The organism is Pseudoduganella sp. jia 12 (assembly GCF_055502675.1).
Genome location: NZ_JBUXKP010000006.1, coordinates 272278 through 296620, shown reverse-complemented (window position 1 = coordinate 296620; position 24343 = coordinate 272278). Strand labels below are relative to the sequence as shown.

The window sequence follows — 24343 nt, the reverse complement described above, 5'->3', positions numbered from 1 at the left end:
CTTGAACATAAATTAACTATGGCAATGTTTCCGGAAGTTTGGTAGTGACGCGCAATGCGGCATCACACCTGGCCATAGATTAGCCTCGGCAGCCACAGCGAAATTTCCGGCACGAATGTCACCAGCATCAGGAAAGCCAGCATGGTGAGCAGCCAGGGCATCACGGCCACCGTCAGCTCCGAGATGCCCATCTTCGTGATGCCGGAGGCCACGTACAGGTTCAATCCCACCGGCGGGTGGCACATCCCCACTTCCATGTTGACGACGATGAGGATGCCGAAATGGATGGGATTGATGCCCAGCGCGACCGCGACGGGGAACAGGATCGGTGCCATGATCAGCACGATCGACGACGGCTCCATGAAGTTACCTGCCGCCAGCAGCAGCAGGTTGACCACCAGTAGGAAAGCCACCGGCCCCAGCCCTTGCGCCGTCAACCATGCCGCCATTTCCTGCGGAATGTTTTCGCTCGTCATGAGGAACGAGAAGAGCACGGCGTTCGTGATGATGTACAGCAGCATGGCCGACATCGACGCCGAATCGAGCAGTACCTTGCCCACCTGGCGCAGTTTCAGGTCCTTGTAGACGAACACGGCGATGACGAATGCGTACACGGCCGCCATCGCCGCCGCCTCGGTGGGCGTGAACAAGCCCGTATAGATGCCGCCCATCACGATCAGGATCAGCAGCAGGCCCCAGGCGCTCTTGCGGAACGCCGCCAGCCGCTCGCCCCACGTGGCTTTGCGCATGCGCGGGTAGCCGCGCTTTTTCGCCAGTACCCACGTCGTCAGCCCCAGCAGGAATGCCAGCATGATGCCCGGCACGACGCCGGCCATGAACAGCGCGCCCACCGACGTGTTCGTCGTGACCGAATACATCACCATCACGATCGATGGCGGAATCAGGATGCCCAGCGCGCCCGATGTGGTGATCACGCCGGCGCCGAAGCGCTTTGGAAAGCCCTGCTTCACCATCGCCGGCAGGATGATCGAACCGATCGCCACCACGGTGGCCGGGCTGGACCCGGAGACGGCCGCGAACAGCGCGCACGCCAGCACGCCGGCCAGCGCCAGCCCGCCGTGCCAGTGGCCGACCATCGACGTGGCGAAGTTGATCATGCGCCGCGCCACGCCGCCATGCGTGAGGAAATTACCGGCCAGGATGAAGAACGGGATCGCCATGATCTCGAACTTCTCGATCCCGGTGAACAGTTTCAGCGCCACCGCCTCGATCGGCACTTCCGTCATCGTGAACAGGAACGTCAGCACCGTCAGGCCCAGCGAGATCGAGATGGGCATGCCGGTCAGCATCAGTACCAGCAGCAGCGTAAAGATGATCAGCCCGTTCATGCCTTGGCTCCCAATTCGTCGTCCAGCCCTTCGACGTGGGCATGGTCGTGTTTCGGCAGCTCGCCGGTGCGCAGGAATGTCACCATCACCTGCAGGAAGCGGAAACACATCAGCCAGGAACCGGCCGGCACGGCCAGGTAAACGAGCCACATCGGCACCTCGAGATCGGGCGATGTCTGGTCGGTATGGCCGATATCCCACACGAACGAGGCGCCCAGCGTGCCGACGACCCCGGTGAACAGCGCGCCGGCCAGCAGGCCGAACACGACGAACTTGTTGCGCCATGGCGTCGACAGGCGGTTGATGACCACGTCGACGCCCACATGGATGCCGGTGCGCACGCCGTACGCGGCGCCGAACTTGGCCATCCACACGAACATGTAGATGCACAGTTCCTGCGCCCAGCTGGTGTTGATCTGGATGAGTTCGTCCTGCAGCCAGGGAATCGGCAGACCGGACAGGTAGCGGTGCACGACCGCCACGAAGATGATGAAGGTGGCCGCGCCCATCAGGGACGCGATGAGCCACTCTTCCAGGTGGTCCAGGAATTTCATGGGTGACTTTCACGGGAGCCGGCCGGGCGGCCGGTACGTCAGGAACAACGGGGCGGCAGGACGCCGCCCCACGGCGAATTACTTCGCGCTTTCCTTCGCGATCGCGTTGACGAGATCGGCGCCGATACGGCTTTGCATCTGCTTGTGCACGGGCAGCAGCGCGTTTTTCCACGCAGCCTGCTGCTGCGCGGTAAGGGTGACGAACTGGGTGCGGCCGGATTTTTTCATGGCATCGAGGGCCATGTCGTTGTCGCGCTGGGCGATGGCCTTTTCATACGTGGTGGCTTCGCGCATGGCCCCTTCGAGCGCGGTGCGGATATCGGCCGGCAAGCCATCCCAGAACTTCTTGTTGACGATGACCGCATAGCCCAGGTAGCCGTGGTTCGACACGGTGGCGTACTTCTGTACCTCGTGCATTTTCTGCGTGTACATGTTCGACGGCGGATTCTCGGTGCCATCCACCACGCCCGTCTGCAGCGCCTGGTAAACCTCGGAGAACGCCAGCACCTGCGGGTTGGCGCCCAGCGCGCGCATTTGCGCATCGAGCACTTTCGAGGACTGGATGCGCATCTTCAGGCCACGGAAATCGGTGGGCTGGGTCAGCGGCTTGTTGGCCGACATGATCTTGAAGCCGTTGTCCCAGTAAGCCAGGCCGGTGATGCCCTTGGTTTCCAGTTTCTTCAGCAGGCTCTTGCCGATCGGCCCTTCGGTCACGTTGTACAGTGACTGCTTGGTGGGGAATGCATAGGGCAGGTCAAAGACCTCGAACTCCTTCACGCCCAGCGGTCCGAACTTGGCCAGCGACGGCGCCAGCATCTGCACGGCGCCCAGTTGCAGGGCTTCGAGCTCTTCCTTGTCCTTGTACAGCTGGCTGTTCGGATAGACCTCCACCTTCACGCGGCCATTGGTGGCGCGCTCGGCCAACTGCTTGAAGCGGGCTGCGGCCTGCCCTTTGGGCGTGTCGGTGGCCACTACATGGCTGAATTTGATGACGATCGGTGCCTGGGCAAAGGCGTTGGTGGTGATGCAGGCGGTCGCGGCCAGCGCGACCAGGATAGTCTTGAGCTTCATGCGTGTCCCCAAATTTAGAAGTTGCAATTATTATTCCTGCTCTTCCATTTTGTATAGCGTTTCTACCAGGGGCAACTGTGGAAAACCACAATATCCCGCCGGAGCAAATTGGATACCCTCGGACAATGACCTCCCTTCGTTCCATGGCGGCGCGCCTGCCGTTTCCCAGCTCCGCGCGCTGGCTGCTGCCTGTTGTGCTAGTTCTGCTGTTCCTGGCCATTCTAATCTGGTTGCCGTGGCAGGCGCGCCAGATGGAAAGCAACGAGCGCCAGGAGCAGCTGATCGCCGACACGCTGTGGGTCGAGCAGACGATCCGCTTCCAGCTCGGCCGCCATGAAGAAGATCTGAAAAGCGTGGCCAACGAAATCCTGGCCGGCGCGTCGGTGAAGCGCCTGCACGAGCGCATGGCCAGCGAGCTGAAGACGGGCCTGGAACTGAAGCGCGTCATGTGGATCACGCCCGAGGGCGACGTGGCGGCCTCGAGCGACGAGGCGCCACCGCCGGTGGCCACGCTGTCGGCGCCGTCGCGGGACGCGGCCGAGCGCGCGCGGCTCAGCCGCAATGGCGTCTATGCCGAGCCGGCGCCCCAGCCGGCCTACCCGGCCGGCACCCCGGGTGCGATGATGATGGATTACCACTACCCCCTGTACCGCGGCGCCACTTACCTGGGCACGCTGGTCGCCACGTACCAGTTGTCTTCGATCCTGGAAGAAATGGTGCCATGGTGGTTCGCGCAGGATAACCAGGTCACGCTGCTGGACCGCGACGACCGCATCCTCGCCCGCCGCGCGGCGGCCGGGCCGGGCCACGGCGTGTACACGCACAAGCGCGCGCTCGACCTGCCCGGCGCCGTCGTCACGCTGATGACGGACAGCGTGAAGACGGCGCCGAAGCTGCTGCCGAACCTGCTGGTGGGCTCGGTGATCGTGCTGTCGCTGGCGCTGCTGTGGAGCCTGCTGGCACTGTGGGGCCATATCTCGCGGCGCCTCGAAGCGGAAGAGGCGCTGCGCCAGCAGATGGCGTTCCGCACCGCCATGGAAAACTCGCTGGTCACGGGCCTGCGCGCGCGCGACCTGGAAGGCCGCATCACCTACGTGAACCCGGCGTTTTGCCAGATGGTGGGCTACAGCGAGGAGGAACTGGTAGGCCGCTCGCCGCCCATGCCCTACTGGGCGCCCGAAGTGATGGCCGAATACCAGCACCGGTTGCAGAACGTGCTGCAGGGAACGGTGACCCCGGAATTCGAGACGATTTTCCAGCGGCCGGACGGCACCCGCATCCCCGTGCTGATCTTCGAGGCGCCGCTGGTGGACAACGACGGCCGGCATACGGGCTGGATGGGGTCCATCCTCGACATCAGCGACCGCAAGCGCATCGAGGAACTGAACCGCGAACACCAGGAAAAGCTGCAGGTCTCGAGCCGCCTGGCCACGATGGGCGAGATCGCCTCGATGCTGGCGCACGAACTGAACCAGCCCCTGGCCGCGATTTCCAGCTACACCACCGGCGCGCTGAACCTGCTGGCGCGGCCGAACGTCGATCCCGCCATGCTGAAGCCGGCGCTGGAACAGGCCGGCACCCAGGCGCGCCGCGCCGGGCAGATCATCCGCAGCGTGCATGAGTTCGTGCGCAAGCGCGAACCCGCGCGGCACGACGAGGATGTTGCGACGATGATCGACAGCATCCGCGCGCTGATCGACATGCAGGCCCGCCCGCACCAGGCATCCCTGCAGATCGACCTGCCGGACGACTTGCCCCGGGTGCGGGCCGACCGGATCATGATCGAGCAGGTGCTGCTGAACCTGGCGCGCAACGGCATCGAGGCCATGGCCGCCGTGCCGCTGGCGCGCCGCGTGCTGCGCATCGAGGCAACGCACGACGCGGTGGCGGGCCAGGTGGCCGTCAACGTGATCGACAATGGCCATGGCATTCCGCAGGACGTGGCCGAACGTCTGTTCTCGCCCTTCTTCTCCACGAAAGCGCAGGGCATGGGCATGGGCCTGAACATCTGCCGCACGGCGATCGAATTCCACGGCGGCACGCTGACGCACCGGGACAACCCGCAAGGCGGTACCATATTCACGTTCACGCTGCCGGCGTCGCAAGTATTTACGGAGAAATAACAAGATGTTGCATATCGTCGATGATGAAGAAGTGGTCCGTGACTCGCTGTCGTGGCTGGCCTCCTCGCGCGCCATTCCCGCCACCACCTACGATTGCGGCGCCAAGTTCCTGGCCTACGTGGAATCGGGCCAGTTCGACCCGGCCGGCGACTGCGTGCTGCTCGACGTGCGAATGCCGGACATGAATGGCGTGGCCGTGTTCGACCAGTTGCATGCGCGCGGCCTGGCGCAACGCCTCCCGGTGATTTTCCTGACCGGCCATGGCGACGTGCCGATGGCCGTCGATACCTTGAAGCGCGGTGCCTTTGATTTCTTTGAAAAACCGTTCAACGACAACGAGCTGATGGACAGGGTGCAGGAAGGCCTGGAACGCTCGCAGCAGGCCAGCGCCCATGCGGCCGTGCATGCGCGCCTGGCCACGCTGTCCTCGCGCGAACGCGAGGTGCTGGACCTGATCCTGGCGGGCAAGATGAACAAGGTCGTGGCGGACGAACTGGGCATCAGCATGCGCACGGTCGAGGTGCACCGCGCGCACATCTTCGACAAGATGCAGGTCAAGACCGCCGTCGAGCTGGCCGGCCTGCTGAAATAAGATCACGCAACACGATGGCATTGTCCGCCACCTTCGCGATCAGCATGACGCTGCGGCGCGAGCTGGTGCCCGACTTCGACCGCTATCCGTTCGCGCTGCCCGCGGTCAGGCACCTCGACACGCTGACGTTCCACCCGGCAGTGACATTCATCGTTGGCGAGAATGGCAGCGGCAAGTCGACCTTGCTGGAAGCCATCGCGGTGGCGCTGGGGTACAACGCGGAAGGCGGCGGGCGCAATTTCAACTTCGGCACACGCGCCTCGCATTCGCCCCTGCATGAATACCTTCTCGTCACCCGGGGTTACCGGCGCCCCCGCGACGGCTATTTCCTGCGCGCCGAAAGTTTCTTCAACGTGGCATCCGAACTGGAGCGGCTGGGCCCGGGCGCTTTCACCTCCTATGGCGGGCGCTCCCTGCACGAGCAGTCGCACGGCGAAGCGTTCATGGCCCTGCTGACGCACCGCTTCGGCGGCCAGGGGCTGTATGTGCTGGACGAGCCGGAAGCGGCACTGTCGCCGCAGCGCCAGCTGGCCGCCCTGCAGCAGATCCATCGCCTCGTGAAGGCAGGGTCGCAATTCATCATCGCCACCCACTCGCCCATCCTGATGGCCTACCCGGACGCACGCATCCTTGCATGCCTGCCGGACGGATTGCGCCGCACCGATTACGAAGACACCGAGCATTACCAGGTCACGCTCGACTTCCTGCGCAATCCGCGCCGGACGCTCGACACATTGCTGGACGAATAACCACACCCGCCAACACATGCAGTGTTTTCCTTGCAATACATAAGCGCTTATGTAAATATGGGCGCATGAAACAAGGACTCGGCACCCAGTTGCGACACCTGATCGAATTGCTCGATGGCGCGGTAGCGGCCTCCTACGAGGAAGCCGGCATCGATTATCGTCCGCGCTACACGCCGGTGATGCGGGCACTCGCGGCAGGCGCGCCGCGCACCGTCGGCCAGATCGCGGAGGCGGCCGGCATCACGCAGCCCGCCGCCACGCAGACAGTGGCCTTGATGTTGAAGGAAGACCTGGTGAGCACGATGGCGTCGCCGGCCGATGCGCGGCAAAAGCTGGTAAGCCTGTCGCGCCGCGGGCAGGCGCTGCTGCCGCAACTCCAGCAATGCTGGGCCGCCACGAGCGCCGCCGCGGCCAGCCTGGATGCCGACCTGCCTTACCCGTTATCGGAAACGCTGGCGCAGGCGATCGCCGCGCTGGAGCAGCACCCATTCGGCGCGCGCATCCGTGCGGCGCGCAACCGGCTTTCCACAGCCCCCCAGGACAACCAACAGGAGAAATCATGAGTACCGCCTCGTTTTCGGCTTCATCCCGCCCATCGCTGGGCAAGCGCCTGCTCGCCAACGGATTCGTGCGGGCCGTGCTGGGCATCCTGGCGGTGCTGGTGCCGATGAGCGTGGCGCTGGCGCTGAGTGAAATCGTCCCGAAACCGTGGCGCACCGCCTGGCCGTTCCTGCTGGCCGCCGCGGCCATCGTCGCCGGCTACCGCTTGTACGTGCGCAAGATCGAAAAGCGCGACGTGGCGGAACTGACGCTGGCCGGGGCGGGTGGCGAACTGGGCGCCGGGATCGGGCTCGGCGCCGCGCTGATGGTGGCCTGCAGCGTGCTGCTGCTGGCCGGCGGCGCGTACACGTACACCGGCACCACGCATTGGAGTGCATTGCTGGTGCCCCTGCCGGAGCAGGTGTTCGTCGCATTCATGGAGGAGCTCCTGTTCCGCGCGGTGCTGTACCGGCTGCTGGAGCGCGCATGGGGCACATCCACGGCGCTGGCCGTCTCCGGCGTGCTGTTCGCCGCCGGCCACCTGCCGAGCGAACACATCAGCGCACTCGGCGTGCTGGCCACTTTTGCCGCTTCCACCGCGCTGTCCGCCGGCTACATTGCCACGCGGCGCCTGTGGGTACCGGTCGGCATGCACTTCGCCTGGAACTATTTGTTCGATGCCGTGTTCGCAATTCCCGTCTCCGGCCACGCGGCGAGGGGCTGGATCCAGGTCACGGCCAACGGCCCGGAATGGCTCACCGGCGGCGGCTACGGCGTGGAGGGTTCGATCATTGCCGTGCTGGCCTGGAGCGCCGCCGCCATCGTGCTGCTGCTCCTTGCCCGCCGGCGCGGGCAATGGCTGGCCAGGCCGTGAATCACGGCTGGGCGCAGCCGTGCCGCGCCAGCGCCCAGCGCACGTGTTCGCGCACCAGTTCCGAAGGGTGGCCGAGCCGCGCGCGCAAGGCGGCCACGATGCCCGGCTCGCCCTGCCCGCCCAGCGCGGCGGCGTTGCCGAGGCCCACGGCCAGGTTGCGCAGCCACCGCTCGTGGCCGATGCGCCGGATCGGGCTGCCTTCCATCTGCCGGTTGAAGTCTTCCTCGCTCCAGCCGAACAGCGTCACCATGGCGGCACTGCCCAGGCCATGCCGCTCGTTGAAATCGGGCAGCGTGGCACGCGCGGCGAACTTGTTCCAGGGGCAGACCGTCTGGCAATCGTCGCAGCCATACACGCGGTTGCCCAGCAGCGGCCGCAGGTCTTCCGGGATGCTGCCCTTCAGCTCGATCGTCAGGTAGGAAATGCAGCGCCGTGCATCGAGGCGGCCGGGGCCGAGGATGGCGCCTGTCGGGCACGCCGTGATGCAGGCGCTGCACTGGCCGCAGTGCGCCTCCGTCGGCGCGTCGACCGGCAGCGGCAGGTCGACGAGGATCTCGCCCATGAAGAACATGGAGCCGGCATCGCGGTTGATCAGCAGGGTGTGCTTGCCGCGCCAGCCCAGGCCGGATTTTTCCGCCAGCGGCAATTCCATCACCGGGGCCGAATCGGTAAACACGCGATAGCCGAACTCGCCCGCTTCACCGCGGATGCGGTCGGCCAGCTGCTGCAGCCGGGCACGCAGCACCTTGTGGTAATCGCGCCCGCGGGCATACACGGAGATCACGGCGGCATTCGGATCGGCCAGCCGATCCCGTTCGCGCATGCGCCAGTCGGTGTCGTGGGATGGCGGCAGGTAATCCATGCGCGCCGTGATCACGCGCACGGTGCCCGGCACCAGCTCGGCGGGACGGGCGCGCTTCATGCCGTGGGCCGCCATGTAATCCATCTCGCCATGCATGCCCGCGTCGAGCCACGCCTGCAGGCCGGCTTCGGCGGCGGCCAGGTCGATATCGGCGATGCGCACCTCGGCAAACCCGAGTTCGCGCCCCCACCGCTTGATGGCGGCGGCAAGAGAGGACAACACTTCGGGCGACAGGGACATCGAACGGTACAATGGCGGCAGCAATCCACCATTTTATGCGAAACGCCCCATGAAAGCCCACCTGCGTGACGAAAGCCATACGGCCGCCCTCGGCCTCTCGCTGGCCCGTGCCCTGCTGCCCGGCCTGTCGATCCACCTGCATGGCGACCTCGGCGCCGGCAAGACGGCCCTCACGCGAGCGCTGCTGCACGCGGCCGGCCACGCGGGCACCGTGAAAAGCCCCACCTACACGCTGTCCGAGCCCTATGCCGTCACGCTCGACGGCCAGGCCGTCAACGTGATCCACTACGACCTGTACCGCATGGGCAGCCCGGAGGAATTCCTCGACGCGGGCTTTCGCGAAGACTTCGACGGCCGCAACATCTGCATCGTCGAGTGGCCGGAAAAAGCCGAGGGCGTGCTGCCGGCGCCCGACCTGCGCGTGACGCTCAGCGTGGCGGGCGAGGGACGTGATGTAGAATTGCAGGCGTTTTCTGCATTAGGTATCTCATGCCTGCAACGCCTCCACTTCCCGCAGATCCTCTGATCCCCGCGCAGCCCGGTCGAAAGCACCGTACCCGCCGCACCTTCCTGAAGGTCGGCGGCACGCTGCTGCTGTCGGTGCTCACCCCGCTGCCGGCGCGCGCCGCGCAGATCCTCGCCGTGCGCGTATGGCCGGCCGACGAGTACACCCGCGTCACGCTGGAAAACGATTCCGACCTGAAGACATCGCACTTCATCATCAAGAATCCCGAGCGCCTTGTGGTCGACATCGAGGGCCTCGACCTGAACCCCGAGCTGAAGACGCTGGTGGCGAAGATCCAGTCGAACGACCCGTACATCCAGCAGGTGCGCGTGGGCCAGAACCGGCCGGGCGTGGTGCGCCTCGTGTTCGACCTGAAGTCGGAAATCCGCCCGCAGGTGTTCACCCTCGATCCCGTGGGCGAATACAAGCACCGCCTGATCTTCGACCTGTATCCGGTGCGCGAAGTGGACCCGATCGCGGCCATGATCGAAAAAGGTGAATGGTCGAGCGACGGCGTGCCGGTGGGCCAGCCGCAGGTGGCCGAGCAGCACCCTGCCCCCGGGCTGCCGCTGCCGGACAACCGCATCCCGGCGCCGGGCGTTCCCTCGGCAGCGGTGCCGCGGCCGGACATCGCGGCCAAACCGCCGGCCCGCCCCGAGCCGCCGCAGCCGGCCGACAAGCTGGTGCGCATGCTGACGGTGGCGCTGGACCCGGGCCACGGTGGCGAAGACCCCGGCGCGATCGGTTCGCGCGGCAGCCGCGAGAAGGACATCGTGCTGGCCATCGCCAAGCGCCTGAAGGCCAAGCTGGAGCAGCACCCGAACATGCGCGTGATGCTCACGCGCGACGGCGACTTCTTCGTGCCGCTGAACAAGCGCGTGGAAAAGGCACGCAAGGTCGATGCCGACCTGTTCGTGTCGATCCACGCCGACGCGTTCATCAAGCCGTCGGCACGCGGCTCCTCGGTATTCGTGCTGTCCGAGAAGAGCGCCAGCTCGTCTGCCGCGCGCTGGCTGGCCAACAAGGAAAACCAGGCCGACCTGATCGGCGGCGCCAACAGCAAGGACCACGACCCGCAGCTGGCCAGCGTGCTGTTCGACCTGTCGACGACGGCGCAGATCAACGACAGCCTGAAAGTGGGCAAGGCCGTGCTGCAGCAGATCGGCGGCATCAACAAGCTGCACAACGGCGCCGTGGAGCGGGCCGGCTTCGCCGTGCTGAAGGCGCCGGACATTCCATCGATCCTCATCGAAACCGCGTTCATCTCCAACCCGGAAGAGGAAGCGCGCCTGCTCGACAACAATTACCAGGACCAGATCGCCGATGCCATCGTGAAGGGCATCCGTTCGTATTTCGCCAAGAACCCGCCGCTCGCCAAGAGCCGGCTGACCTGAGGACCATTGCATGCAATCGACGACGTTCGGCCAGCTCCCGGCCGTGACCATCGCCGCGCCCGACGGCGCGCAAGCCACCATCGCGCTGTATGGCGCGCACCTGGTGTCGTGGCAGACGCCCGACAAGCGCGAGCGCCTGTTCATGAGCGAAGCGTCGCCGCGCGACGGCAGCGCCGCCATCCGCGGCGGCGTGCCGGTGATCTTCCCGCAGTTCTCCACGCGCGGCACCGGCCAGCGCCACGGCGTGGCCCGCCTGTCGCACTGGCGCCTGGGCGACCATGGCAACGACGCCACGACCGCATGGGCCGAATTCCTGCTGACGCACGAGGACGTGCCGGCCGAACTGGCGCAAGGCTGGCCGCACGCCTTCGCACTGGCGCTGCGCTTCACGCTCAAGCCCGATGCGCTGGAAATGCGCTACCACGTGCGCAACACGGGCGCCGAACCGTTCGACTTCGCCTGCGCGCTGCACACGTATTTCCAGGTCGACGACTTCACGCGCACCGTGCTGGCCGGCCTGCCGGACCAGTCGCCGCTGCATTTCGGCCCGCCGCTGGACAACATCTACCCTGCCCCGGCCGAACTGGCGCTGCAGCCGGACAACGGCGCGCTGCGCCTGCAGCAGGAAGGATTCACGGAATTCGTCGTGTGGAATCCGGGCGCCGAGGCTGCCGCGAAACTGACCGACCTGCGCGACGACGAATGGCAGCGCTTCGTGTGCATCGAACCCGCGCGGGTCGACAAGCAGCCGCTGGCCGCCGGCGCCCACTGGACCGGCGTGCATACCATCACCGCCCAGGCATGAAAAAAGGGCGCATGACGCGCCCGTTTTTTCATCAGGAGAACACGGTGTCCGGCACCGCTTCCTCGTCCCTTAGTGGGATTCCTTGATCAGCCGCCCCGCGGCCGCCTGCACGGGCCGCGCATTGAGCGGATACAGCCGCGAGAACAGCGCCATCTGTTCGCCGGATGCCTGCAGCGGCTCCTTCATCACCAGCCACAGCACGCCTTCGGTGCATGGCGGCTCGCTGAGCGACCCCATGTAGGTGTAATAGTCGCGCCGCTCGGGCAGCAGGTCGCCCGGATTGAACACGATCGACGGCGTGGACGTTTCCTTTTTTTCCAGCGGCAGATTGTTCCATACGGTCTGGATCGCCGGCTGCGCACGGCCCCGCTGCAGCATCAGTGCCAGTACCGCGGTGCGGCCTTCGGTGTCCTTGTGCACGAGGTGGATGCCCATCTCGTAGGCCTTGCCATTGACGCGCTCTTCGGCCGGGCGATGGAAATGCAGCTGCTGCAATTCGTAGCTGCGCCCACCCACGGACAGGTAGTTGCCCGCGCCCAGTGAGACCTGCACGGTGTGGCCATTGTCGGTGACGGTAAAGCCGGACGGGCGGTAGTCGAACGAGATCTGCTCGAGGTCGACCTTGATGCCGTCGCGGATATCGATGGGCGACTGGCGCTCGCCGCCATTGCACTTGTTCCAGGCGGCGTTGATCTTGCTCCAGTTGGCCGGCCCGAATTCGCCTTCATACGTCCAGAACGTGCCATTGGCCGGCGCCGGCACGGGGACGGTGTAGGCGGCCTTTACACCCTGTGCCTGCGCGGCCTTGCGCGCCCTGGCAGCGGCCGCATGGCGGGCAGCCTGGCTGGCTTTCATTTGCGCCAGTCGCTCGGCGATCCTGGCGGACAGCGCGGCTTCGGCTTCCTCTTCCAGCTCGCGCTCGGACAGCTTGCGCACGGGCTTGCCCAATTTCGACAACTTGGCCTTGAGATCGCCGATGCCCATCGCATCGTCGCGCGCGGGCGACGACGGTTGCACGCCGACGATCTTGGTCGGGGAGTCGTTGGCACTGGCCACGCCAAGGGCGAAGCAGCACGCGAGGAGGCCAATCAGAATGCGCATGTCAATCCGGGGAAGAAGCAGACTTGCCCCGTTAACGGATGCCGTACGGAAAAACTTAAGCTTTTTTTTGCTGGAAATCAACGGCCCAGCATGCGGCGGCCCATCTTCCACATACCGCCCAGCACCACCGGCACCACGGCCACGGCCACCCCGATCAGCACGATCGTGGTCAGGTTGTCGCGCACCAGCGGCATGTTGCCGAAGAAGTAGCCCGCCACGCACAGCGACACCACCCACAGCAGGGCCCCGGTGACGTTATAGAGCTGGAAGCGGGCAAACGTCATGTCCGACACCCCGGCCACGAAGGGCGCGAACGTGCGCACCACTGGCACGAAGCGCGCCAGGATGATCGTCTTGCCGCCATGCCGCTCGAAGAAGTTGTGCGTGCGCTGCAGCGCGTCGCGGTTGATCCAGCGGTAATTGTGCGTGAATACGCGGTTGCCGATCTTCTCGCCGATCCAGTAATTCGTCGTATTGCCGATCACGGCGGCGCAAACGAGCAGGAAAATCAGCAGGCCCAGGTGCATGTGGCCCGTGGCGCAGGCGGCGCCGGCAATGAACAGCAGCGTGTCGCCGGGGAAGAAGAACAGGACCACGAGGCCCGTCTCGCAAAAGATGATGGCAAACAGGATTGCATAGACCAGCGTGCCGTACTGTTCGAGCAGCGTGTCCATCACCTTGTCGACGTGGACCAGCATTTCCATCAATTGAACGAATTCCATAATATTCCTGTAAGGTTGCGGCGGCGATCATACACCAGCCATACGCCAGTGGTCAGGCCGGTTCCTTGCCACAGCAACAAAGTTTTCATCGAGTCAGTTTTAAAGATTACAATTTTCCAGTCCGCTCGAGCAAGCAACCAGGAGACCCGATGACCCGCTGGCCCCTCTATTTTCTCGCCTCTCTCGCCGCAATGCCACTGGCGGCAAAGGAATTACCGCCGAAACCCTCCGTGGCGGACGTGATCAAGGCGTCGCAGGCCAGCGAATGGCGCGCGCTCGATCCGGCCAGCACGCTGTACCTGGAACTGCCGGCCGGGCGTGTCGTCATCGAACTGGCACCGGCATTCGCCCCCAACCATGCCGACAATATCCGTGCGCTGGTGCGCGAAGGCTACTTCGACGGCCTGGCGATCCTGCGCGCGCAGGATAACTTCGTGGTGCAGTGGGGCGATCCGGAGGAAGCCAATCCGCGCAAGCCGAAAACGGCAAAGGAAAAGCTGGCCGGCGAATTCACGGTGCCCATGAAGAACGACCGCGATTTCACGCGCCTTCCGGACCGCGACGGCTATGCGCCGCAGGTGGGCCACTCGAACGGTTTCCCGTCCGCGCGCGATCCGAAAACCGGCCAGGCCTGGCTGGCACACTGCTACGGCATGGTGGGCGTGGGCCGCGACGCGGCGGCGGACAGCGGCAATGGCGGCGCGCTGTACGCTGTCATCGGCCAGGCGCCGCGCCAGCTGGACCGCAACATCACCGTGGTTGGCCGTGTCGTGGATGGCATGCCGCTGCTGTCGGTGATGCCGCGCGGCCCCGGCGCGATGGGTTTTTATGAAGACCCGGCGCAACGCGTGGCGATCAGGTCGGTGAAGCTGGCGGCCGACGTGCCGGAAGAACAGCGCAGCAGGCTCGAAGTGATGCGCACGGCATCGGCCAGCTTCAAGGCGGTGGCCGAGGCCTCGCGCAACCGCGGCGGCCCGTGGACCAAGGTGGCCGCCGGCCACGTGGACTTGTGCAACGTGCCGATCCCGGTGCGCCAGCGCGGTTCCTGACGGCGCGGGCGATGGCGGGCGCGGATGCGGGCCGGGGTATAATTTCGGCCACCATGAATGCCCCGATTCCTCACCGCCCGATCCAGGCGCTTCCCGACCAGCTCATTTCGCAGATCGCCGCCGGCGAGGTCGTCGAGCGGCCGTCCGCCGTCGTCAAGGAGCTGCTGGAAAACGCGCTGGACGCCGGCGGCAGCCAGATCACGGTCCGGCTCGAGGAAGGCGGCGTCAAGCGTATTTGCATCACCGACAACGGCAAGGGCATCCCGCCGGACCAGATGCCGCTCGCGCTGGCACGGCACGCCACGTCGAAGATCGCCTCGCTGGACGACCTGGAAAACGTCAACACCCTGGGCTTTCGCGGCGAGGCGCTGGCGTCGATCGCCTCGGTCGCGGTCGTGAATCTGACGTCGCGCACGGCCGATGCGGCCCACGCATGGGAGCTGGAAGGCTCGCACCTGGGCACGGTGCAGCCGTCGTCCGGCGCGCCCGGCACCACCGTCAATGTGCAGGACCTGTACTACAACACCCCGGCGCGCCGCAAGTTCCTGAAATCGGAACAGACCGAGTTCGGCCACTGCGCCGAAGTCGTGCGCCGCATCGCGCTGGCGCGGCCGGACGTGACATTCACGCTCACGCACAACGGCCGCACGGTCGATCACTGGATGGCCAGCGACATGGCCAAGCGCAGCGCGCAGATTCTTGGCGAAGCGTTTGCCGAAGCACGCATCGCCATCGACGAAGCTTCGGGCGTGCTGCGGCTGCATGGCTTCGCCGGCCTGCCGACGGCGTCGAAGTCGCGCGCCGATTGCCAGTATTTCTACGTGAACGGCCGTTTCGTGCGCGACAAGGTGCTCGTGCACGCGGTGCGCGCGGCCTATGAAGACGTGCTGCACGGCGACCGCTTCCCGTCCTACGTGCTGGCGCTGGAACTGGACCCGGCGCTGGTGGACGTGAACGTACACCCGTCGAAGATCGAGGTGCGCTTCCGCGACAGCCGCGCCGTGCACCAGTTCGTGTTCCACGCGGTGCAGCGCGCGCTGGCGCAAACGTCCGCCACGGCCCACGGCAGTGTGCCGCCCCCCCTGCCCGCCGCGCAGACGCTGGGCGGCGACGTTCCGCTCAGCGGCCATGCATGGCGCCCGCAGCAGCAAACGTCGTTCGGCGCGATGATGAACCCCACCTACACGCCCACGTTCTCGCCGTCGCCGTTCGGATCGCGCGACGGCGGCGGCGTGGCGCAGAGCACGGAACGCTACGGCGCGCTGTTCGCCGACGCGGAACCGCCGCGCGCCGCCGAACAGGCAGCGCCCTACGCGATCCCGCAGCCGGCGTCGTACACCGCCACGCCGGCCGCCCTCGCCCACGAGGAATTCCCGCTCGGCTTCGCACTGGCGCAACTGCACGGCATCTATATCCTGGCGCAGAACAGCAAGGGCCTCGTGCTGGTGGACATGCACGCCGCGCACGAGCGCATCCTGTACGAACAGCTGAAAAATGCGCTCGATGCGCAGGTCGCCGGCACCGACATGCAGGTGCAGTCGCTGCTGATCCCCGTCACCTTCTATGCCGATGCGGTGGAAGTGGGCACGGTGCAGGAACATGGCGACACCCTGAAGGCGCTGGGCTTCGACATTGCCGTGCTGTCGCCCACGACGCTGGCGGTGCGCGCCGTGCCGGCCCTGCTGAAAAACGCCGATGCGCAAACGCTGGCGCGCGACGTGCTGCGCGACGTGCGCGAATTCGGCGGCTCGCGCGTGCTGATCGAGCGCCGCAACGAACTGCTCGGCACCCTCGCCTGCCACACGGCCGTGCGCGCCAACCGCATCCTGACCGCGCCGGAAATGAACGCGCTGCTGCGCCAGATGGAAAGCACGGAACGCGCGGACCAGTGCAACCATGGCCGTCCCACCTGGGTACAGGTCGAAATCTCCGCCCTCGACAAACTCTTCCTGCGCGGTCAGTAGTGGTGGGGGCATCGCCCCTGAGGCACCGTAAAATTTTCTGGACCTTGAAATAATGGTTGATCACTCCCAGCGCCCGCTCGCGGTCGCCATCATGGGCCCGACCGCGAGCGGCAAGACCGCCGCCGCGCTGGCGATTGCCGAACGCATCCCGTCCGAAATCATCTCCGTCGATTCGGCCCTTGTGTACCGCGGCATGGATATCGGCACCGCCAAGCCCACACGCGAAGAGCGGGCCGCGGTGCCCCACCACCTGATCGACATCCTCGACCCGCTCGACGCTTATTCCGTAGCCCAGTTCCGCAACGACACATTGCGCCTCGTGGCCGATATCGCGGCACGCGGCAAGCTGCCGCTGCTGGTCGGCGGCACGATGTTGTACTTCAAGGGCCTGGCCGACGGGCTCGACGACCTGCCCGGCGCCGACCCGGCGGTGCGCGCCGAACTGGACGAGGAAGCGGCCCGCCTGGGCTGGCCGGCGCTGCATGCGCGGCTGGCCACGCTGGACCCGGAAACGGCGGCGCGGCTCAATCCCAACGATGCGCAGCGCATCGGGCGCGCGCTGGAAATCATCCGCCTGTCAGGCAAGCCCATGTCCTCGCTGCTGGCGCGGCGCGAGAAGGAACCGCTGCCGTTCGAGCTGCGGTCATTCGCGCTGGAACCGAATGACCGCGCCGTGCTGCACGACCGGATCGCGCGCCGCTTCGACATCATGCTGGAAGACGATGCGCTGATCGACGAAGTGGAAGTGCTGCGCCGCCGCGGCGACCTGCATCCCGGCCTGCCCTCGATGCGCTGCGTGGGCTACCGCCAGGTGTGGGAATACCTCGACGGCCGCATCGGCTACAAGGACATGCGCGAGACCGGCATCATCGCCACGCGCCAGCTTGCCAAGCGCCAGCTGACGTGGCTGCGCGCGATGCCGGACCGGATCGTCATCGACTGCCTGGCGCCCGACGCGACCGGCCAGGTCCTCGCACGCCTGCCGGCATTGCAGGGCTGAGCTGGACGTTGCAGCCACGCGCCACTGCGCATTTTCGCTGCGCGGGGCGGATTTGCGCTATATTGTCTGATTGGCCATCGACTGCAAAAAAGCCGTGCCGTTCTTGACAGCGCGGGTAGCAGCCGCGATAATGCTTGCCGTTGCGGTGATATAGCTCAGTTGGTTAGAGCACAGCACTCATAATGCTGGGGTCGGTGGTTCAAGTCCACCTATCACCACCACCAGAATTCAAGCAAAACGACCTGACCGGCAACGGCTCAGGTCGTTTTTCTTCAGGAACTTTGCTGTACAGTTTGCGGTGATATAGCTCAGCTGGTTAGAGCACAGCACTCATAATGCTGGGGTCGGTGGTTCAAGTCCACCTATCACCACCAGATGTAAAAAAGCCGCCGGTTGCGAGACCGGCGGCTTTTTTCATTTGGCGCTATCGCGATGCCCATGCCCTGGCAAGATAGCAATCGGGAAAGCAGGCTCCCGACACCAGAGCTGTCGGGCGGGAGAAAATGCACTGCTGATTTGCCAGTGCATCCGCTCCACTGGCTTGTCACCGGATTATGCCGATGTCCGATCCAGCGCGCTCGGCCAGGCCGCGCACCGATCTTCCACCGCGGACCTGTGCCATTTTCTCGTAGGCCGCCCGCGCCTCGGCGGCACAGGCCAGCATCCTACCCCCTGCCACAACGACTTTCGGATCGTCCATCTCGATCAGCGCGCGGCCAACGCTGGCTTGCATGGCGTAGTCCTGTTGCATGGCTGCGGCGGCGAGGAAGCCGGACGGATCGTTGCCGCCGTCACCGTCATAACTGGCGATCCACTTTGCTGTCGGTTCCAGATCGGCATACAGCCGGCCGAGCCGGTGATGGTACAGCCATTCCGCCAGCTGGATGGCCCGATAGCTCGACGCTGCGTTGCCGGATTTGTCGAGCAGGGGCAGCAACAGCGTACGCGCCAGCCAGTTGCCGTGCGCCGCCGCCTGCATCAGTTCCTCGGTCAGTGCCTTGTCATCCTGGCTGGCCGGCAGTGCATCCACGTAACGCATGACGGCGCCCATCATCGGCAATGCGCCCACCTCCGCAGGACTCCTGCAGACAAACCGGCGCACATCCACTGCCTGGGCATCCTTGGTCATCCGCTCGAACAAACGATCCTGGCGCTTTTCCAGCACAGCGGGATCCATACGAACTGGCAACGTGCCCAGCCATGCATGCGGATCCTTCGATGCCGCCGGCTTCGGCGCCAGCGCCCGATGTGTCCCCGCCGTATGCAGGGCGCCCAGGCCCAGCAGCAAAACCAGCAAAACGATCAGTTGGCGTGCCATATCCCTCTCCTTGTCGAATCCGATCACCCACGCGCCGCCAGCGCGTGGTCGCCCACCATCTCCCGATACGCCGGCAGCGCCCGTGCCGCGCAGTCGAGCATGCGCCGCCCGGTGGCGGCCTGCTGCGCATCGCCGCTGCGTACCAGTGCCTGTCCCACCTTGTATTGCGACGGATAGTTGTGGTGCATGGCGGCATAGATATCGAGGCTCGACAGCGCCTTGCCGGACGCGGCGCGCCGCGCGCCGGATGCATCGGCCGCGTCGCCGATCGCGGCGTACAACGCGCCGATCCGGTGCTCCTGCATCCACTCGATCAGCGTGATCGCCTGGAAGATCGTGGCGTCGTCCGGCGCGCCGTTCCCGAGCCGCGACAGGTACACCTGCACCTTGGCCAGCCAGTTGCCCTGTTGCGCGGCACGGTGCAGGCCACGCAGCAAGTCCGGGTTGCTTCGGCTGTCCGGCAGGCCGCGCAGGTAGGCGTCGACGGCGTCCAGCAGCGGCACCGGTCCTACTTCGGCGGGCAGCTTGCACACGAAGCGGTTCGTGTCCTGGTAAGCCGGCACGTCGCGCACCGCCTTGTCCAGCAACTGGTCGATCCGGTCGTTGAATGCTTCGGCGGCGAAGCGTGGCGTCTTCGAGGTGGCATCCACTGCCCAGGTCACCTGCTTCGAGGCTTCCGTCTCGCGCCGTGCCGATTGCCGCGGATCACGCGGATGCTGCATGGCCGCGTAGATCAGGGCGCCGGCCGTGATCAGCAGTACCGCCAGGGTTCCCTGGTTTCTCATGTCTTCCCCTCTGTGAACTGTCCCGGAAGTCACTGTATGTCCACCAGGCAAGGGTGAAATTGCGCTAACGCAATTCCCATGAGAAATCTTGCTTCAACTCATTACTAGATACCCGAAAGAAAATCAGACTGTGGGTTTTACACACCGGAGGAAATATGACTGACCTGATGCAACCGGTCTCGCGCGTGATCGGCGCGCACCGCGATGAAATCCTGCAAAAGCTCGATGGCAAGGCAGGCACCTTGACCATGGCAGCACTGCAGAACGATGGTGCGATGGATACCGTGATCCGTTGCTGCTACGAGTTGCTGCCCGGCCTGGTACGGCTGGCCGTGAAGGAACCGGCGTTCCGCACCTTCATGCTGGCCAACCGCGACCGGGTGCTGGCCCAGCTCGCACCGCCGCCCTGACCGGTCAGCGGGCTTCGTGCGCCACGTCGCGCACGCAACGGATGAATAGTGCGTCGCCCGCGTCAACAGCCCGTCCTCGCGCAGCATCGGATGCAGCGTCAGGCCGGGCAATTCCTCGTCCAGGTCGAGGGCCTGGAACTGGTCGAACAGCATCGGCACCGCCAGCGGCAGCCGCGGCCGGAAAATGACCATGACGACCTGCGTGGCAACGGCCGGCCACGCGGGTTTGCTTACACCAGCCCGCCCATCACATAGCCTCCCGTCATCGCCACCACCAGCAGCGCGCCGATCGGCGTGGGCGGCGCGGGAGATGGAATATCGCAGGCCCGGCACACGGCGCCGATCACGAGGCCCAGCACGGCACCGGCCAGCAGCGCGCTCATCGGCCACCTCCAGTCTGCGTCGGTGCGGCTTCGATCGCATGGCCGCCGCAATGGCGCTTGTTCTCGGCGGCACGGCGGGCCACGTAGCGGTCCACCAGCCAGTAGCCGCTGCTCATCATGAATACCAGCAGCGCGCCGGACAGCACGGGCGGCGACGCGGCCGGAATGCCGAACTTGCGGCACGCCAGCCCTACCACGAACGACAGCACGAGGCCGGCCAGGATCTTCACGTAGTTCATCGCCCCTCCGTCAGAACGCAAAGCAGCTGCAGCCGAACGCGCCCCAGAAGCCGGCATGGTCCGACACGGGCACAGTGGACTTGCGCGCCACATCGTGCGAGTGCTTGTGCACCGCGCAGGCGCCGGCGCACTGGTGCGGCAGTGTGCTCTTCTGCGCGGCAGGGGCTACGGCACGGTAGTGGCCCGGCACCTTGTTGACCGGCGACCAGTCCGGCAGCACCGGCAGTTGCGGCGGGCCCAGCTTGTCGAACTCGGCCTGGGCGAACACGATCCTGCCGCCCACCACGGTCAGCACGGATTCGATCGACTTGATCGCCTCTTCCTCCACGCGGAAGAAATCGGCCGACAGCACGGCCAGGTCGGCCAGCATGCCTTCCTTGATGCGGCCCTTCTTGCCCTGCTCGTTCGAGAACCACGCACTGCCCGACGTCCACAGTTCGATCGCCGTGTCGCGATCGAGCCTGGCGCCGGCATCGTACAGGCGCAGGCCGCCCACGGTGCGGCCGGACACGAGCCAGTACAGGGCCGTCCACGGGTTGTAGCTGGCCACGCGCGTCGCATCCGTGCCGGCGCCCACCGGCACGCCGTTCTCCAGCATGCGCTTGATCGGCGGCGTGTGCTTTGCGGCTTCGGCGCCGTAGCGGTCGACGAAGTACTCACCCTGGAACGCCATGCGGTGCTGGATGGCGATGCCGCCGCCCAGCGCTTTCACGCGCTCGATGTTCCTCGGCGTGATCGTCTCGGCGTGGTCGAACAGCCAGTGCAGGCCGTCGAACGGGATATCGCGGTTGACCTTCTCGAACACGTCGAGCATGCGGCCGATCGATTCGTCGTAGGTGGCATGCAGGCGGAACGGCCAGCGCTGCTCGACGAGGTGGCGCACCACCTGCTCCAGTTGCGCCTCCATCTCGGGCGGCAGGTCCGGGCGCGGTTCCAGGAAGTCCTCGAAGTCGGCCGCCGAGAACACCAGCATCTCGCCGGCGCCGTTGTGGCGGTACCAGTCGCTGCCGTCACCCGGCTTGACGATGTCCGTCCACTGCTTGAAATCCTGCAGTTCCGCGCCCTTGTTCTGCGTGAACAGGTTGTAGGCGATGCGGATCGTCAGCTGGTCCTGCTCGGCCAGCTGCTGCACCACCTGGTAATCCTGCGGGTAATTCTGGAAGCCGCCGCCCGCGTCGATCGCACTGGTCAGGCCCAGGCGGTTCAGTTCGCGCATGAACTGGCGCGTGCTGTTCACCTGGTGCTCCAGCGGCAGCGCAGGGCCCTTGGCCAGCGTGGCGTACAGGATCATCGCGTTCGGACGCGCGATCAGCATGCCCGTCGGGTTGCCGTGCGCATCGCGGGCGATTTCTCCGCCCGGTGGCGCCGGCGTGTCCTTGTCGTAGCCCACGGCGCGCAGCGCGGCGCGGTTCAGCAGCGCGCGGTCGTACAGGTGCAGCACGAACACGGGCGTATCGGGCGCGGCGGCGTTGATCTCGTCCAGCGTGGGCATGCGCTTTTCGGCGAACTGGAACTCGTTCCAGCCGCCGACCACGCGCACCCACTGCGGGGTGGGCGTGCGCAGCGCCTGTTCCTTCAGCATGCGCAGCGCATCGGCCAGCGATGGCACGCCTTCCCAGCGCAGCTCCAGGTTGTAGTTGAGGCCGCCACGGATCAGGTGCAGGTGCGAATCGTTCAGGCCGGGAATGACGGTGCGGCCGTTCAGGTCGATCACCTGCGTGTCCGCCGCGGCATGGCGCATCACTTCTTCGGTGGTGCCCACGGCGAGGAACTTGCCGTCGGCGATGGCGACCGCCGTGGCGACGGGATGGGATTTGTCGGCCGTATGAAAGCGGCCGTTGGTCAGGATCAGCATGGTCTTGTCAGGGTAGGCGATGGGTGGTTCCATCATACGCACCCTGTGTGCCCCGTCATCCCTAGACGGGGCACAGCAATCCTCTGCCGAAGGAGGTAGCCGGAGGGAGCAGCTGCTACTGTTCTTTCGCCAGCACCAGCGCGAGAAGGCTGAGCAGGGCTGCGATCGACAGGTAATACCCCACGTACTGCAGGCCGTACGTGGTGGCCAGCATGGTGGCGATATACGGTGCCAGCGAGGCGCCGATGATACCGGCCAGGTTGAACGTCAGCGACGCGCCCGTATAGCGCACCTCGGCCGGGAACAGTTCCGACAGGATCGTGCCCAGCGGGCCATACGTCATGCCCATCAGCCCCAGGCCCAATGCGAGGAACAGCGTGACCTGCACGGCGCTGCGCGAATCGAACAGCGGGCCGAACGCGAGGCCGAACAGCGCGATCGCGGCCGATACCCAGATCAGCGTGCCGCGCCGGCCATGGCGGTCCGCCAGCAATGCCGCCACGGGAATCGTCAGGCCGAAGAACACCACGGCGACCAGCTGCTGGATCAGCATCTGCTGGCGCGAGAAGCCCAGCCCGGCCACGCCCCAGTTCAGCGTGAACACCGTCATCAGGTAGAACAGCACGAAGGTGGCCATCGCCATCATCGTGCCCAGCACCAGCGCGCGGGTGTGCTGCACCAGCACGGCCTTCACCGGCACCTCGACGCGTTCGCCCTTGTCGAGCACTTTCTGGAAATCCGGCGTTTCGGTGATCTTCAGGCGTACGTACAGGCCCACCACCACGAGCAGCGCACTGGCCAGGAACGGCACACGCCAGCCCCAGCTGAAGAACTGCTGATCAGTTTGCACTTCGGACAGCAGCAGGAAGATGCCGCCGGAAAGGAAGAAGCCGATCGGCGCGCCCAGTTGCGGGAACATGCCGTACCAGGCGCGCTTGCCCGGCGGTGCATTCTCGGTGGCCAGCAGCACGGCACCACCCCACTCCCCGCCCAGGCCCAGGCCCTGGCCGAAGCGGCACAGCGCCAGCAGTGCCGGCGCCCAGGCGCCGATCTGCGCGTAGGTGGGCAGCATGCCGATGGCCACGGTGGACAGGCCCATCGTCAGCAGTGCGGCCACCAGCGTGGCCTTGCGGCCGACACGGTCGCCGAAGTGGCCGAACACGGCCGAGCCGACGGGGCGCGCAAAGAACGCGATGGCGAACGTGGCCAGCGACTGCAGGGTGGCGGCGGTGGGATCGCCTGCCGGGAAGAACAGGTGGGGAAAGACGAGGACGGCGGCCGTCGCGTAGATATAGAAGTCGAAGAATTCGATCGTGGTGCCGATCAGGCTGGCGAACAGCACGGTGCCGGGCGAGTTGACTCGGCCGGCCGGGTGAGGCTGGGACATGCGTACTCCGGAATGAGGGAAAAACCGATAAGTGCCGTCAGCCGGGTTGGGCGATCTGGGCGAACGCGTCGCGGATCTCGCCCGCGCTTGCGGGGCGCACCACGCGCGCCACTTCCTTCCCGTCTTGCAGGAAGATCATGGTGGGCCAGAGTTTGACACGGAAGGAACGGCCCAGCAAGCGGCCGGGCCCGTCCTCCACCTTGAAGTGCCGGATGCCGGGGTAGTCCGCATAGGCCTCGGCGAGCGGCGCCTGGGCGGCGCGGCAGTAGCCGCACCAGTTGGTGCCGAACTCCAGCAATGCGGGGCCGGTCAGGGCATCGATCTCGGCGCGCGTCGGCGCCGCTTCCTGGTATGTACGTTCCATCGTAGGCTCCATGGCAAGGTTATTGGAGAAACCTTACCATGGGCGCGCCGGAAACGTGTGTACAACCCAAAGGCAAATGCCGGGGTCAGACCATGGTCTGACCCCAGG

Annotated in this window: 25 protein-coding genes and 2 tRNA genes; 14 read left to right on the top strand and 13 right to left on the bottom strand. The window is 65.8% G+C overall.

Annotation, left to right across the window (positions count from 1 at the left end; all coding sequences use genetic code 11):
• Positions 1-62: 62 nt before the first annotated feature.
• The 3 genes from ACY65G_RS15650 to ACY65G_RS15640 form a co-directional block, all read right to left on the bottom strand.
• Positions 63-1349 carry a TRAP transporter large permease gene (locus ACY65G_RS15650; protein WP_464998239.1) on the bottom strand — a complete coding sequence of 429 codons (1287 nt, stop codon included), beginning with the start codon at positions 1347-1349 and terminating at the stop codon, positions 63-65.
• The gene (locus ACY65G_RS15645; protein ID WP_464998238.1) at positions 1346-1903 is read right to left on the bottom strand and encodes a TRAP transporter small permease; all 558 of its coding nucleotides are present in this window, start codon (positions 1901-1903) and stop codon (positions 1346-1348) included. Before ACY65G_RS15645 ends, ACY65G_RS15650 begins: the two co-directional genes overlap by 4 nt.
• 78 nt (positions 1904-1981) lie before the next feature.
• A complete protein-coding gene (locus tag ACY65G_RS15640) occupies positions 1982-2974 on the bottom strand; it encodes a TRAP transporter substrate-binding protein (RefSeq protein ID WP_464998237.1) in 993 nt (330 codons plus the stop codon).
• Positions 2975-3099: 125 nt separating this feature from the next.
• Here ACY65G_RS15640 and ACY65G_RS15635 point away from each other — a divergent pair, with 125 nt between their 5' ends.
• The 5 genes from ACY65G_RS15635 to ACY65G_RS15615 all read left to right on the top strand — a co-directional run bounded on the left by ACY65G_RS15635 (position 3100) and on the right by ACY65G_RS15615 (position 7852).
• Complete coding sequence (locus tag ACY65G_RS15635; protein ID WP_464998236.1) at positions 3100-5097, top strand: sensor histidine kinase; 1998 nt, start codon at positions 3100-3102, stop codon at positions 5095-5097.
• A 4-nt stretch (positions 5098-5101) separates the two neighbouring features.
• On the top strand, positions 5102-5689 hold the full coding sequence (locus tag ACY65G_RS15630; RefSeq protein ID WP_464998235.1) for a response regulator transcription factor: 588 nt from the start codon (positions 5102-5104) through the stop codon (positions 5687-5689).
• Positions 5690-5703: 14 nt separating this feature from the next.
• Entirely contained in the window at positions 5704-6438 is a 735-nt protein-coding gene (locus tag ACY65G_RS15625; protein ID WP_464998234.1) for an AAA family ATPase, read from the top strand.
• Between the two features lie 65 nt (positions 6439-6503).
• On the top strand, positions 6504-7001 hold the full coding sequence (locus ACY65G_RS15620; protein ID WP_464998233.1) for a MarR family winged helix-turn-helix transcriptional regulator: 498 nt from the start codon (positions 6504-6506) through the stop codon (positions 6999-7001).
• Entirely contained in the window at positions 6998-7852 is an 855-nt protein-coding gene (locus ACY65G_RS15615; protein ID WP_464998232.1) for a lysostaphin resistance A-like protein, read from the top strand. The genes ACY65G_RS15620 and ACY65G_RS15615 overlap by 4 nt, the downstream gene beginning before the upstream one ends.
• Before the next feature lies 1 nt (position 7853).
• On the opposite strand, the gene queG is transcribed toward ACY65G_RS15615, so the two are convergent.
• Positions 7854-8954, bottom strand: coding sequence for a tRNA epoxyqueuosine(34) reductase QueG (queG, locus tag ACY65G_RS15610; protein WP_464998231.1), 1101 nt, complete (start codon positions 8952-8954; stop codon positions 7854-7856).
• Between the two features lie 49 nt (positions 8955-9003).
• Here queG and tsaE point away from each other — a divergent pair, with 49 nt between their 5' ends.
• The 3 genes from tsaE to ACY65G_RS15595 are packed head-to-tail and all read left to right on the top strand — an operon-like array spanning position 9004 to position 11658.
• Positions 9004-9480 (top strand): tRNA (adenosine(37)-N6)-threonylcarbamoyltransferase complex ATPase subunit type 1 TsaE, encoded by a 477-nt coding sequence (tsaE, locus tag ACY65G_RS15605; protein WP_464998230.1) that lies wholly within the window; start codon positions 9004-9006, stop codon positions 9478-9480.
• Positions 9444-10853 (top strand): N-acetylmuramoyl-L-alanine amidase, encoded by a 1410-nt coding sequence (locus ACY65G_RS15600; RefSeq protein ID WP_464998229.1) that lies wholly within the window; start codon positions 9444-9446, stop codon positions 10851-10853. The genes tsaE and ACY65G_RS15600 overlap by 37 nt, the downstream gene beginning before the upstream one ends.
• Positions 10854-10863: 10 nt before the next feature.
• Complete coding sequence (locus ACY65G_RS15595; protein ID WP_464998228.1) at positions 10864-11658, top strand: D-hexose-6-phosphate mutarotase; 795 nt, start codon at positions 10864-10866, stop codon at positions 11656-11658.
• Positions 11659-11727: 69 nt separating this feature from the next.
• Here the strand turns inward: ACY65G_RS15595 and ACY65G_RS15590 are convergent, their stop codons facing one another.
• Entirely contained in the window at positions 11728-12759 is a 1032-nt protein-coding gene (locus ACY65G_RS15590) for a carbonic anhydrase (protein ID WP_464998227.1), read from the bottom strand.
• Positions 12760-12836: 77 nt separating this feature from the next.
• Positions 12837-13481 (bottom strand): VTT domain-containing protein, encoded by a 645-nt coding sequence (locus ACY65G_RS15585; RefSeq protein ID WP_464998226.1) that lies wholly within the window; start codon positions 13479-13481, stop codon positions 12837-12839.
• Between the two features lie 149 nt (positions 13482-13630).
• Here ACY65G_RS15585 and ACY65G_RS15580 point away from each other — a divergent pair, with 149 nt between their 5' ends.
• The 5 genes from ACY65G_RS15580 (at position 13631) to ACY65G_RS15560 (ending at position 17868) form a co-directional block, all read left to right on the top strand.
• Positions 13631-14530 (top strand): peptidylprolyl isomerase, encoded by a 900-nt coding sequence (locus tag ACY65G_RS15580; RefSeq protein ID WP_464998225.1) that lies wholly within the window; start codon positions 13631-13633, stop codon positions 14528-14530.
• A 53-nt stretch (positions 14531-14583) separates the two neighbouring features.
• Positions 14584-16494, top strand: a complete 1911-nt coding sequence (gene mutL / locus ACY65G_RS15575) for a DNA mismatch repair endonuclease MutL (protein WP_464998224.1) — start codon at positions 14584-14586, stop codon at positions 16492-16494.
• Between the two features lie 52 nt (positions 16495-16546).
• Positions 16547-17494 (top strand): tRNA (adenosine(37)-N6)-dimethylallyltransferase MiaA, encoded by a 948-nt coding sequence (gene miaA, locus ACY65G_RS15570; RefSeq protein ID WP_464998223.1) that lies wholly within the window; start codon positions 16547-16549, stop codon positions 17492-17494.
• A 144-nt stretch (positions 17495-17638) separates the two neighbouring features.
• Positions 17639-17715 (top strand) — tRNA-Met (locus ACY65G_RS15565).
• A 76-nt stretch (positions 17716-17791) separates the two neighbouring features.
• Positions 17792-17868 (top strand) — tRNA-Met (locus tag ACY65G_RS15560).
• Between the two features lie 170 nt (positions 17869-18038).
• Here ACY65G_RS15560 and ACY65G_RS15555 read toward each other — a convergent pair.
• Positions 18039-18812: a hypothetical protein gene (locus ACY65G_RS15555; protein WP_464998222.1), complete on the bottom strand. Its 774-nt coding sequence runs from the start codon at positions 18810-18812 to the stop codon at positions 18039-18041.
• 23 nt (positions 18813-18835) lie between these two features.
• Positions 18836-19597 carry a hypothetical protein gene (locus ACY65G_RS15550; RefSeq protein WP_464998221.1) on the bottom strand — a complete coding sequence of 254 codons (762 nt, stop codon included), beginning with the start codon at positions 19595-19597 and terminating at the stop codon, positions 18836-18838.
• A 155-nt stretch (positions 19598-19752) separates the two neighbouring features.
• On the opposite strand from ACY65G_RS15550, the gene ACY65G_RS15545 reads away from it, so the two are divergent.
• Positions 19753-20007, top strand: coding sequence for a hypothetical protein (locus tag ACY65G_RS15545; RefSeq protein ID WP_464998220.1), 255 nt, complete (start codon positions 19753-19755; stop codon positions 20005-20007).
• 230 nt (positions 20008-20237) lie between these two features.
• On the opposite strand, the gene ACY65G_RS15540 is transcribed toward ACY65G_RS15545, so the two are convergent.
• From ACY65G_RS15540 to ACY65G_RS15520, 5 genes are all read right to left on the bottom strand, one after another.
• Positions 20238-20390 (bottom strand): XapX domain-containing protein, encoded by a 153-nt coding sequence (locus ACY65G_RS15540; protein WP_464998219.1) that lies wholly within the window; start codon positions 20388-20390, stop codon positions 20238-20240.
• Positions 20387-20629 (bottom strand): DUF1427 family protein, encoded by a 243-nt coding sequence (locus tag ACY65G_RS15535; protein WP_464998218.1) that lies wholly within the window; start codon positions 20627-20629, stop codon positions 20387-20389. Before ACY65G_RS15535 ends, ACY65G_RS15540 begins: the two co-directional genes overlap by 4 nt.
• 10 nt (positions 20630-20639) lie before the next feature.
• Entirely contained in the window at positions 20640-22517 is a 1878-nt protein-coding gene (locus ACY65G_RS15530; protein WP_464998380.1) for an amidohydrolase, read from the bottom strand.
• Between the two features lie 82 nt (positions 22518-22599).
• Positions 22600-23871 carry an MFS transporter gene (locus tag ACY65G_RS15525; protein ID WP_464998217.1) on the bottom strand — a complete coding sequence of 424 codons (1272 nt, stop codon included), beginning with the start codon at positions 23869-23871 and terminating at the stop codon, positions 22600-22602.
• Between the two features lie 37 nt (positions 23872-23908).
• The gene (locus tag ACY65G_RS15520) at positions 23909-24235 is read right to left on the bottom strand and encodes a thioredoxin family protein (RefSeq protein WP_464998216.1); all 327 of its coding nucleotides are present in this window, start codon (positions 24233-24235) and stop codon (positions 23909-23911) included.
• Between the last annotated feature and the right edge of the window lie 108 nt (positions 24236-24343).